The sequence below is a fragment of the Streptomyces sp. SID1328 genome, from assembly GCF_009865595.1.
Lineage (GTDB): Bacteria > Actinomycetota > Actinomycetes > Streptomycetales > Streptomycetaceae > Streptomyces > Streptomyces griseoluteus.
On the sequence record NZ_WWKH01000139.1, the window covers coordinates 1 to 10,664 of the forward strand.

The following is a 10,664-nucleotide window of genomic DNA, read 5'->3' on the forward strand; positions in this document are numbered from 1 at the left end:
CGTTCCAGCAGCGCCCCCGCCCTGGCCGCGCCCACGGTGAGACTGCCCCGCTCGGGGGCCGGTGCCGGGGCACCGGCGTGCACCACCGCCCGTACCGGCGCCGTAGTTGATCCGGAAAGCCGGTGCAGCGCGAGCAACAGCCGGTCCAGCCGGGCCTCTTGCGCGTGCTCCAGGGCCAAGGTGCCCGACACCCAGGCCAGTTCGGGCCGCATCGAGTCGGCCCAGGCGGGGTCGAGCAGGGTGTGGAAGGTGTGCAGGGCGGCGCTGATCCGGCGGGCGGAGCGGCGCAGCGCGCGCCCCGCGTCGGCGGCGCCCTCGGCCCCGTTCCCGTGCTCCCGCTGGGCCCGCAGCGCGCGCAGGAACTCCGTCGCCTGCGCCCTCAGATACGCGGCGAGGTCGTCCCCGGCGGCGTCCTTCCCGGCGGGGACGACCCCCGCCGGGACGGTCTCCGGGTGGGGACGGTCAGGGTGTCGTGGTGCCACGCCGGCGCCTCCGGGCGTCAATGAGCATCTCCTGTACGTTGCGCAGGGGGTGTCCGTCGGCGTCCACCGCGTGCCGGGTCCACTCGCCGTCGGGGCCCAGGTGCCAGGAGGCGGTGGTGTCGGACATGCCGGTGTCCAGCAGGCGGTTGAGGGACGCCCGGTGGCCGGGGTCGGTGACCCGGACCAGCGCCTCGATCCGGCGGTCGAGGTTGCGGTGCATCATGTCGGCGCTGCCGAACCAGACTTCGGGCTCGCCGCCGTTGCCGAAGGCGAACACACGGGAGTGCTCCAGGAACCGGCCGAGTATCGAGCGGACCCGGATGTTCTCCGACAGCCCCTCGACCCCGGGCCGCACCGCGCAGATGCCGCGCACCCAGATGTCCACCGGCACGCCCGCCTGGGATGCCCGGTAGCAGGCGTCGATGACGGCCTCGTCGACCATGGAGTTGACCTTGATCTTGACGAAGGCCGGGCGGCCCGCGCGGTGGTGCTGGATCTCCTTGTCGATGCGCGATATCAGGCCGTCACGCAGGGACTTGGGGGCGACCAGCAGCCGGCGGTAGGTCTCGCGGCGGGAGTAGCCGGAGAGCCGGTTGAAGAGGTCGGAGAGGTCCGCGCCGACCTGCGGGTCCGCGGTGAGCAGCCCGAGGTCCTCGTACAGCCGGGCCGTCTTCGGGTGGTAGTTGCCGGTGCCGACGTGGCTGTAGCGGCGCAGGGTCTCGCCCTCCTGGCGGACCACGAGCGACAGCTTGCAGTGGGTCTTCAGCCCGACGAGGCCGTAGACGACGTGGCAGCCCGCCTCCTCCAGCTTGCGCGCCCACTTGATGTTGGCGTGCTCGTCGAAGCGGGCCTTGATCTCGACCAGGACGAGGACCTGCTTGCCGGACTCGGCCGCGTCGATCAGCGCGTCCACTATCGGCGAGTCGCCGGAGGTGCGGTACAGCGTCTGCTTGATCGCCAGCACGTCGGGGTCCTGCGCGGCCTGCTCCAGGAACGCCTGCACCGAGGTGGAGAAGGAGTCGTACGGGTGGTGCAGCAGCACGTCCCGCTGGCGCAGCGCGGCGAAGATGTCCGGCGCGGAGGCGGACTCCACCTCGGAGAGGTCCCGGTGGGTGCCCGCGACGAACTTGCGGTACTTCAGCTCCGGGCGGTCCAGGCTGTGGATGCGGAAGAGACCGGTGAGGTCGAGCGGGCCGGGGAGCGGGTAGACCTCGGCCTCGGAGATCTTCAGCTCGCGCACCAGGAGGTCCAGCACCTCGCGGTCGATGTCCTCCTCGACCTCCAGGCGCACCGGGGGCCCGAAGCGGCGCCGCATGAGTTCCTTCTCCAGCGCCTGGAGCAGGTTCTCCGCGTCGTCCTCCTCGACCTCCAGGTCCTCGTTGCGGGTGAGCCGGAAGGCATGGTGCTCCAGCACCTCCATGCCGGGGAACAGCTCCTCCAGGTGCGCCCCGATCACGTCCTCCAGCGGGACGAAACGGCCGGGGCTGCTCTCCAGGAAGCGGGACAGCAGCGGGGGCACCTTCACCCGCGCGAAGTGCTTGTGGCCGCTGACCGGGTTCCGCACCACCACGGCCAGGTTCAGCGAGAGGCCGGAGATGTAGGGGAAGGGGTGTGCGGGGTCCACGGCGAGCGGGGTCAGCACCGGGAAGATCTGGTGCCGGAACAGGGTGAACAGGCGGGCCTGCTCCTTGTCGGTCAGCTCGCTCCAGCGGACCAGGTGGATGCCCTCCTCCGCGAGCGCGGGGGCGACGTCGTCGTGGTAGCAGGCGGCGTGCCGCGCCATCAGCTCGCGCGAGCGGGCCCAGATCATCTCCAGCACCTCGCGGGGCTGGAGCCCGGAGGCGGAGCGGGTGGCGACCCCGGTGGCGATACGCCGCTTCAGACCGGCCACCCGGACCATGAAGAACTCGTCCAGGTTGCTGGCGAAGATCGCGAGGAAGTTGGCGCGCTCCAGCAGCGGGGTGGCGGGGTCCTCGGCCAGCTCCAGCACGCGCTCGTTGAAGGCGAGCCAGCTCCGCTCCCGGTCCAGGAAGCGGCCCTGGGGCAGCGGGGCGCCGTCCGTGGCCCGCTCCTCGTACACGTCGAGGCCGGCGTCGAGATCGGGTTCCAGGTCGGAGACGGTCGCCGCGACCGTGGGCGGCCGGTGGGCGGCGATGGAGCCCACGGGGGGCTGCGGCCGCAGGGCGGCGTCGGGGGACGGGTGGGCCGGTACCTGGGCTTCTCGCTGACTCATGAACCCATTCTTCCGCGCCAGGGGCGTTACGGCAGCGTCTGTTCTCAAGTGATCCGCGGGAACGGACGCGCCACCCTCGGCCCCCTCGGGCCGCGGCTGAAAGTGGGGGGCCACGGGTTCCATCGCCCGAGGGTCGCAAGCGGTTCTGAATCAAGGGTTACGGGCACATGACGTCCGGGAAATCGAGGGGCGGCCCGCAGGGACCGCCCCCGTCGGTCAGCCGGTACGGCGGCGCAGCACCACGAAGGAGGCGGCGGTGAGCAGCGCGGTCACGACCAGCAGCAGGGCGCTGGTGGTGAGCTGGAGCGGCCAGTAGTGGGAGGCGGGGTGGAAGGTGGTGTAGAAGCCGGTGCCGCCGTGGCGCTCGTAGAGGCGCAGGCAGGCGTCCATGCTGGTCGCACGGCACTCCGGGGTGGGGATGTGCGCTCCGGCGCGGGTGACCAGGCCGTGCGCGACCTCGACGCCGGTGTAAAGGCCGGGATAGCCGTCCCGGAACGGCCCCACCTCGGTCACGGGCGTCCGGAGGTGGGGCATGAGCCAGTGGGCGCCGCCGAGCAGCAGCACCGAGGCGGCCACGCTGATGCCGAGGGCGGGCAGGGTGCGGCGGACCAGGAGGCCGGTCAGCGCACCCACGGCGAGGGCGGTCAGGCAGGCGGCGACGATCGTGGGGCCATTGGCATGGAAGGTGAAGGGCTGCCACCAGGTGGGGCGATTACCCATATGGTCGTCGGGCGCCCCCCAGGCGAACCGGTGCAGGGCCACCAGCAGGCTCGTGCCCACCGTGAGCACCGCTGCGGGCAGCGCCAACTGGACCGCCAGCCAGCGCACCGGAGTGACGCCCTGGGTCCAGGCCGTCAGCGCGGTGCCCGACTCCAGCTCCCGCGCGGTCAGTGTGGCGCCCGCCCATGCGGCCACGAGGAGCGGCAGCAGGGCCATGGCGGTGGTCATGAGGCCGTACACGCTGTTGAACAAGCCCATGTCGACGACGCACCTGCTGAGCCTGCTGCACGCCTCTGCTTGCCGCCAGCCGCGGTTCTCCTCGTCCGCGAGCGGGCCCGCCGCCCACAGCAGCAGCCCGCCTGACACCACCACCAGGGCGGCCCAGACGATCAGCGCCCACCGATGCAGAAGAAACGTCCAGCGGGCCTGACGTGGACGTGCGGGGGCTGCTGGAACGGAGAGGGTGCTCACGCGGCGCGCTCCTCGGTCAGGGTGAGCGCGGGCGCGTCCGCCCCGCGCAGGTGGGCGAGGACGAGGTCCTCCAGGGTGGGGCGCCCGGTGCGCCAGTCCCCCGGCAGCGGCCCGGCGGGCCGGATCAGCGCGGAGAGCTGGCGCCCGGTGGTGCGGGACTCGACCACCGTGTGCCCGGTCAGACCCTCGGTCTCCACGGGCCCGGCGACGCGCAGGTGGGCCGCGAGCAGGTCGTCGATGTCCCCGGCCAGCCGGACCCGGCCGGAGCCGATGAGCAGCAGGTGGTCGCAGGACTCCTCGACCTCGGCGACGACGTGGGAGGACATCGCGATGGTGGTGCCGTGCTCGGCGGCCGTGCCCATCAGCACGCCCATCAGGTCGTGCCGGGCGAGCGGGTCGAGATCGGCCATCGGCTCGTCCAGCAGCAGCAGTTCGGGCCGCTTGCCCAGCGCGAGGGCGAGCGCGACCCGCGTGCGCTGGCCGCCGGAGAGGGACCGTATCCGGGCACCGGGGTCGAGGTCGCCCCCGGCGACGATCCGCCCGGCACCGGCCGCGTCCCATCGGCCGGGGTTCAGGTCGGCGCCCATGCGCAGCGTCTCGGCGATCGTGAGCTGCGGATACAGCGGCTTGGCCTGTGCGACGTAGCCCACGCGGGGCCGGGCCTCGGCGGGAGAGAGGCCCAGGACCCGCAACTCGCCCTCGGTGGGCGCCGTGAGACCCGCCGCGATGGTGAACAGGGTGCTCTTTCCGGCCCCGTTGGGACCCACCACGGCACACACGCGCCCGGCGGGCAGCCGGAACGCGCAGTCGCGCAGCGCCCAGGCGCCCCGCCGTCCGTACCGTCTGCCGAGGCCGGCGGCCTCGATCGCGGTCTCGCTCATGAACGTTCTCCCTGGAAGTTCTTGTCGAGGACGGCCGTGAAGAGGGCCGCCATGTCGTCCCGGTCCCAGCCGGCCCGTACCGCCCGCCCGGCCCACTCCTCCAGCTCGGCCCGCAGCGGCGAGTCGGCCGGGGCGGCGCCGAGCGTGCGGCGGACGAAGGTGCCCATCCCGCGCCGCGCCTCCACCAGCCCCTCCCGCTCCAGCTCGCGGTACGCCTTCAGGACGGTGTTGGGGTTGATGGCGGTGGCCTCCACGACCTCGCGGGCGGTGGGCAGTTGGTCGCCGGGGCGTAGCAGTCCGAGGCGGAGGGCCTGTTTGGTCTGCTGGACGATCTGGACGTAGGTGGCGACCCCGCTGTGCCGGTCGATGCGGTATTCGACCACGCGCTGAACCACCCTTTCACTAATTGAGTAGTGGAAGAGTGGTGCAGAAGAGGGGCGCCCGTCAAATCCGGACGCCCCTCAACTCAGTTCACCTTAGGGAGGGTTCACGTCTCCGTGCGGTACATCAGGTCCGTCTCGTGGGTGGTGAAGCCCAGCCGCTCGTACACCGACACCGCCGCCTTGTTGTCCGCGTCGACGTAGAGCATCGCGGTGGGCAGGCCGCGTCCGGCCAGGTGGCGCAGGCCGATCGTGGTGAGCGCCTTGCCGAGGCCGCCGCCCTGGCGGCCGGGGCGCACCCCGAGCACGTACACCTCGCCGAGCCCCTCCTCGGCGTGCGCCTTGGTCCAGTGGAAGCCGACCAGCTCGCCGTCCTGCTCGGCCAGGAAGAACCCCGCCGGGTCGAACCACGCCTCGCTCTCCCGGTCGTCCAGGTCGCGCCGGGTCAGCGAGCCCTGCTCCGGGTGGTGGGCGAACGCCGCCGCGTTGACCGCGAGCCACGCCTCCTCGTCCCGGCCCGGCTCGAAGGCCCGTACCGTCACGCCCTGGGGCAGCACGGGGTCGGGCAGCTCCAGGCCGGTCAACGGCCGTCGCATCTGGCGCAGTTCGCGGAACAGGGTCAGGCCCAGCACCTGCGCGAGGTGCCGGGCCGCCGGGTGGCCGCCGTGCGCCCAGACCCGCAGCCGCTTGCCGGAGGCGGCCAGCAGGGCGGTGCCGAGTGCCCGTCCGTGCCCGCGTCCCCGGTGCGAGGGCCGCACGACCAGCTCGGCGGCGGGGGCCTCCACCGGGTCGGTGTCCTCCAGCTGGGCGTAGCCGACCAGTTCGTCCCCCGCGTACAGCAGCAGATGGGAGACGCCCGGCCGGGCGCCGCCGCGCAGTTGCAGCCGGCCCTGCTCGGACACCGGCTGCTGCCCGTCCGCGCGGGCGGCCTCGGCGAGGAGTGCGAGCACGGCCTCGGCCTGACCCGGCGTGAGTGCGGCGTGCGTCTCGATGGAGCGGGCGGGGAAGGACCGTACGGAGTCGTCGCTGCTCATGCGTACGAGGGTACGGCGCGCGCGGCCGGCGCCGGGTGCGCGGGAATCCGTTTCCGCCCGGCGGGGTCGAGCGGGGAGAATGCGGGCCATGGGACATCTGGACGTGGCGCATCTCGAGTACTACCTGCCGGACGGGCGGGCGCTGCTCGGTGATGTGTCGTTCCGCGTCGGCGAGGGCTCGGCCGTCGCGCTGGTCGGCCCGAACGGCGCGGGCAAGACGACGCTGCTCAGGATCATCGCGGGCGAACTCGACGCACACGGCGGCAAGGTGAGCGTCAGCGGCGGACTCGGGGTGATGCCCCAGTTCGTCGGGGGCGTCCGGGACGGGTCGACCGTCCGCGACCTCCTCGTCTCCGTCGCCCCCCAGCGCATCCGCACGGCCGCGAAGGCGGTCGACGAGGCCGAGCACGCGATCATGACCGTGGACGACGAGGCCGCGCAGATGGCGTACGCCCAGGCCCTCTCCGACTGGGCCGAGGCCCAGGGGTACGAGACGGAGACCCTGTGGGACATCTGCACCACGGCCGCCCTCGGCATCCCCTACGACCAGGCCCAGTGGCGCCAGGTGAACACCCTCTCCGGGGGTGAGCAGAAGCGGCTGGTGCTGGAGTACTTCTTCCGGGGCCACGACGAGGTGCTGCTGCTGGACGAGCCGGACAACTACCTGGACGTGCCCGGCAAGCGCTGGCTGGAGGAGCAGATCCGGGCCACCCGCAAGACCGTGCTGTTCATCTCGCACGACCGGGAACTGCTCGCCCGCTGTGCCGAGCGGATCGTCAGCGTGGAGCCCGCCGAGGGCGGCGCCGACGTCTGGGTGCACGGCGGCGGCTTCGCCACCTACCACGACGCCCGCCGCGAGCGCTTCGCGCGCTTCGAGGAGCTGCGCAGGCGGTGGGCGGAGAAGCACGCCCAGCTCAAGAAGCTGGTGGTCACCCTCCAGCAGGCGGCCTCGGTCAGCCACGAGATGGCCTCACGGTACGCGGCCGCGCAGACCCGGCTGCGCAAGTTCGAGGAGGCCGGACCGCCCCCCGAGCCGCCCAAGGAACAGGACATCCGGATGCGGCTGCGCGGCGGCCGTACCGGCGTGCGCGCGATCACCTGCGAGGCGCTGGAGCTGCCACTACGGCGACTGGTCGGGCCGCAAACTGGCCGAGCTGAAGGACGAACCCCTCATGGAGGTCGTCCAGACGCACCCGTCCGCCGCCGCCTTCCCCGGCGGCGAGTCCCTGCGCGAGATGCAGACCCGCGCGGTCGCGGCCGTACGCGACTGGAACGCGCGCGTGGAGAGCGAGCACGGCCCCGACGCCGTGTACCTGATGTGCTCCCACGGCGACATCATCAAGTCGATCGTCGCCGACGCCCTCGGCCTCCACCTCGACCTGTTCCAGCGCGTCTCGGTGGAGCCCTGCTCGGTCACCGCGATCCGCTACACCCGGCTGCGGCCCTATCTGGTCCGCCTCGGCGAGACCGGCGACCTCGCCTCGCTGGCCCCCCGCGAGACGCCCCCGGACGACGACGCACCGGTCGGGGGCGGTGCGGGCGCACCGTGATCGCCGCCCGCAGTAGGGTGAGGCGGTCGGCCGCACGGTGTGCCCGCACGCCCCTACCGACCGCTTGAACCGCTCCAACGATCCCGAACCCAATGGAGACAGGACGTGTCCCGTCAGGTGTTCCTCTACGACCCGCCGGACCGCTTCGTGGCCGGCACGGTCGGACTGCCCGGACGCCGTACGTTCTTCCTCCAGGCCACCGCGGGCCCGCGGGTGACCAGCGTGGCCCTGGAGAAGGCCCAGGTCGCCGCGCTCGCCGAACGCATGGACGAGCTGCTCGACGAGGTCGTGCGGCGCAGCGGCGGCAATGCCGCGGTGCCGGCCGTCGCCCCGGCCGAGATCACCGACACCGGCCCGCTGGACAGCCCCGTCGAGGAGGAGTTCCGCGTCGGCACCATGGCGCTCGCCTGGGACGGCGAGGAACAGCGCATGGTCGTCGAGGCCCAGGCCCTGGTGGAACTGGACGCCGAGACCGCCGAGGACCTCGCCGAGGCCGAGGAACGCCTCCTCCAGGACGAGGAGAACGGACCCCCGATGCTGCGGGTCCGGCTCACCGGCGCGCAGGCCAGGGCCTTCGCCAAGCGCGCCCTGGACGTCGTCAACGCCGGGCGGCCGCCGTGCCCGCTGTGCAGCCTCCCGCTCGACCCGGAAGGACACGTATGTCCGCGCCAGAACGGATACCGCCGGGGAGCGTGAGCGCCGCGGACACGGAAACCGACGCGGACGCCGCCGAACTGCTCGCCCACGGCGAGCTGACCGTACGCGGCCGCATCCGGGACGCCTCCAACGCCGCACTCTTCTGCACCGTCGCCCTCGACGGCCAGGAGGCCACCTGCGTCTACAAGCCGGTCGCCGGTGAGCGCCCCCTGTGGGACTTCCCCGACGGCACCCTGGCCGGCCGCGAGGTCGCCGCCTACGAGGTGTCCAAGGCCACCGGCTGGGACCTGATCCCGCCGACCGTGCTGCGCGACGGGCCCTACGGCGAAGGCATGTGCCAGCTCTGGATCGAGGTGAGCACCGACGCCGAACTCCTCGCGCTGGCCGAGGGCGAGGAGGCCGGGCCCGGCTGGAAGGCCATCGGACTCGCCGAGGTCGGCGAGGGCCGAACCGCGCTGCTCGTGCACGCCGACGACGACCGGCTGCGCCGCCTCGCCGTCCTGGACGCCGTGATCAACAACGCCGACCGCAAGGGCGGCCACCTCCTGCCCACCGTCGCCGGGCACCTCTACGGCATCGACCACGGCGTCTCCTTCAACGCCGAGAACAAGCTCCGCACCCTGCTGTGGGGCTGGGCGGGCGAACCCCTCACCGAGGACGCCGTCGAGGTCCTCGCCTCCTTGCGCGACAGCCTCGCCGAGGGCGGGACCCTGGCCGCCAAGCTCGCTGAGCTGCTCACCCCGGCCGAGATCGACGCCACCCGCGCCCGCGTCGACGGCCTCCTCGCCACCGGCCGCCACCCCGAACCCACCGGGGAGTGGCCCGCCATCCCCTGGCCCCCGGTCTGAGCCGGGCGGGCACGGACGAGCACAGCCGGACGCCCCGCGCAAGAGCGCCCATCCGGCCATCCGGCCGCCTTGGGCGCGATCCGGTTCGTAGCCCCAGCTCATGGCCGGTTACGCTCATGTACATGCATGCCTGGCCCGCTTCCGAGGTCCCCGCCCTGCCTGGTCAGGGCCGCGACCTGAGGATTCACGACACCGCGACCGACGGTCCGGTCACCCTCGACCCCGGTCCCGTCGCCCGGATCTACGTCTGCGGCATCACGCCGTACGACGCGACCCACATGGGTCACGCGGCGACCTACAACGCGTTCGACCTCGTCCAGCGCGTGTGGCTCGACACCAAGCGGCAGGTCCACTACGTCCAGAACGTCACCGACGTCGACGACCCGCTGCTGGAGCGCGCGACCCGCGACGGCGTCGACTGGGCCGACCTCGCCGTGCAGGAGACCACCCTGTTCCGCGAGGACATGACCGCCCTCAGAATGCTCCCGCCCCAGCACTACATAGGCGCGGTCGAGGCCATACCCGGCATCGTCCCGCTCGTGGAACGGCTGAGGGATCTCGGCGCGGCCTACGACCTCGACGGCGACGTCTACTTCTCCGTCGACGCCGACCCGCACTTCGGCCAGGTCTCCAACCTGGACGCGGCCGCCATGCGCGTGCTGTCCGCCGAGCGCGGCGGCGACCCGGACCGGCCCGGCAAGAAGAACCCGCTCGACCCGATGCTGTGGCTCGCGGCCCGCGAGGGCGAGCCGAGCTGGGACGGCGGCACGCTCGGCCGGGGCCGCCCCGGCTGGCACATCGAGTGCGTCGCCATCGCGCTGGACCACCTGGGCATGACCTTCGACGTCCAGGGCGGCGGCTCCGACCTCGCCTTCCCGCACCACGAGATGGGCGCCTCCCACGCCCAGGTGCTCACCGGCGAGTTCCCCATGGCCAAGGCGTACGTGCACGCCGGCATGGTCGGCCTGGACGGCGAGAAGATGTCGAAGTCGAAGGGCAACCTCGTCTTCGTCTCCGCGCTGCGCCGCGACGGCGTCGACCCGGCCGCCATCCGGCTCGCGCTGCACTCCCACCACTACCGCTCCGACTGGGAGTGGACCGACCAGGTGCTCCAGGACGCCGTGGAACGTCTCGGCCGCTGGCGCGCCGCCGTCTCCCGCCCGGACGGCCCCTCGGCCGACGCGCTGGTGGACGAGGTCCGCGAGGCTCTGGCGAACGACCTGGACGCGCCCGCCGCGCTCGCGGCCGTGGACCGCTGGGCGGCCCGTCAGCAGGCGGAGGGCGGCACGGACATCGGCGCCCCCGGCCTGGTCAGCCGCACCGTGGACGCGCTGCTCGGCGTGGCTCTCTGAGCTCTCTGAGCTGAGGGACGAGCGGGGGCGGTACCCGGCCGGGTACCGCCCCCGCT

The 10,664-nt window shown here is 72.9% G+C and carries 9 protein-coding genes and 2 pseudogenes; 5 read left to right on the plus strand and 6 right to left on the minus strand.

Going from position 1 to position 10,664, the window contains the following annotated elements:
• The 6 genes from GT030_RS04320 to mshD all read right to left on the minus strand — a co-directional run.
• The coding region (locus GT030_RS04320) for a CHAD domain-containing protein (RefSeq protein ID WP_237522192.1) at positions 1 to 383 on the minus strand (383 nt) is incomplete at its 3' end.
• 79 nt (positions 384 to 462) lie between these two features.
• A complete protein-coding gene (locus tag GT030_RS04325) occupies positions 463 to 2,715 on the minus strand; it encodes an RNA degradosome polyphosphate kinase (protein WP_161199923.1) in 2,253 nt (750 codons plus the stop codon).
• Between the two features lie 216 nt (positions 2,716 to 2,931).
• Complete coding sequence (locus GT030_RS04330) at positions 2,932 to 3,906, minus strand: ABC transporter permease (RefSeq protein ID WP_161199924.1); 975 nt, start codon at positions 3,904 to 3,906, stop codon at positions 2,932 to 2,934.
• Complete coding sequence (locus GT030_RS04335) at positions 3,903 to 4,787, minus strand: ABC transporter ATP-binding protein (protein WP_161199925.1); 885 nt, start codon at positions 4,785 to 4,787, stop codon at positions 3,903 to 3,905. Before GT030_RS04335 ends, GT030_RS04330 begins: the two co-directional genes overlap by 4 nt.
• On the minus strand, positions 4,784 to 5,170 hold the full coding sequence (locus tag GT030_RS04340) for a GntR family transcriptional regulator (RefSeq protein ID WP_161199926.1): 387 nt from the start codon (positions 5,168 to 5,170) through the stop codon (positions 4,784 to 4,786). Before GT030_RS04340 ends, GT030_RS04335 begins: the two co-directional genes overlap by 4 nt.
• A 104-nt stretch (positions 5,171 to 5,274) precedes the next feature.
• Entirely contained in the window at positions 5,275 to 6,201 is a 927-nt protein-coding gene (gene mshD, locus GT030_RS04345) for a mycothiol synthase (protein ID WP_161199927.1), read from the minus strand.
• Positions 6,202 to 6,289: 88 nt separating this feature from the next.
• Between mshD and GT030_RS04350 the strand changes: the two are divergent.
• The 5 genes and pseudogenes from GT030_RS04350 to mshC all read left to right on the plus strand — a co-directional run.
• Positions 6,290 to 7,315, plus strand: a pseudogene (locus GT030_RS04350) (ATP-binding cassette domain-containing protein); the annotation flags it as partial.
• 1 nt (position 7,316) lies between these two features.
• A pseudogene (locus GT030_RS04355) lies at positions 7,317 to 7,751 on the plus strand (histidine phosphatase family protein); the annotation flags it as partial.
• A gap of 105 nt (positions 7,752 to 7,856) precedes the next feature.
• On the plus strand, positions 7,857 to 8,447 hold the full coding sequence (locus GT030_RS04360; protein ID WP_161199928.1) for a DUF3090 domain-containing protein: 591 nt from the start codon (positions 7,857 to 7,859) through the stop codon (positions 8,445 to 8,447).
• Positions 8,411 to 9,256: an SCO1664 family protein gene (locus GT030_RS04365; protein ID WP_161199929.1), complete on the plus strand. Its 846-nt coding sequence runs from the start codon at positions 8,411 to 8,413 to the stop codon at positions 9,254 to 9,256. Before GT030_RS04360 ends, GT030_RS04365 begins: the two co-directional genes overlap by 37 nt.
• A gap of 122 nt (positions 9,257 to 9,378) precedes the next feature.
• The gene (gene mshC, locus GT030_RS04370; RefSeq protein ID WP_161199930.1) at positions 9,379 to 10,608 is read left to right on the plus strand and encodes a cysteine--1-D-myo-inosityl 2-amino-2-deoxy-alpha-D-glucopyranoside ligase; all 1,230 of its coding nucleotides are present in this window, start codon (positions 9,379 to 9,381) and stop codon (positions 10,606 to 10,608) included.
• Positions 10,609 to 10,664 lie beyond the last annotated feature (56 nt).

Coding starts and splice junctions, on each gene's coding strand:
- GT030_RS04325 (WP_161199923.1), bottom strand. CDS start 2,715: ATGAGTCAGCGAGAAGCCCAGGTACCGGCCCACCCGTCCCCCGACGCC.
- GT030_RS04335 (WP_161199925.1), bottom strand. CDS start 4,787: ATGAGCGAGACCGCGATCGAGGCCGCCGGCCTCGGCAGACGGTACGGA.
- mshD (WP_161199927.1), bottom strand. CDS start 6,201: ATGAGCAGCGACGACTCCGTACGGTCCTTCCCCGCCCGCTCCATCGAG.
- GT030_RS04365 (WP_161199929.1), top strand. CDS start 8,411: ATGTCCGCGCCAGAACGGATACCGCCGGGGAGCGTGAGCGCCGCGGAC.
- mshC (WP_161199930.1), top strand. CDS start 9,379: ATGCATGCCTGGCCCGCTTCCGAGGTCCCCGCCCTGCCTGGTCAGGGC.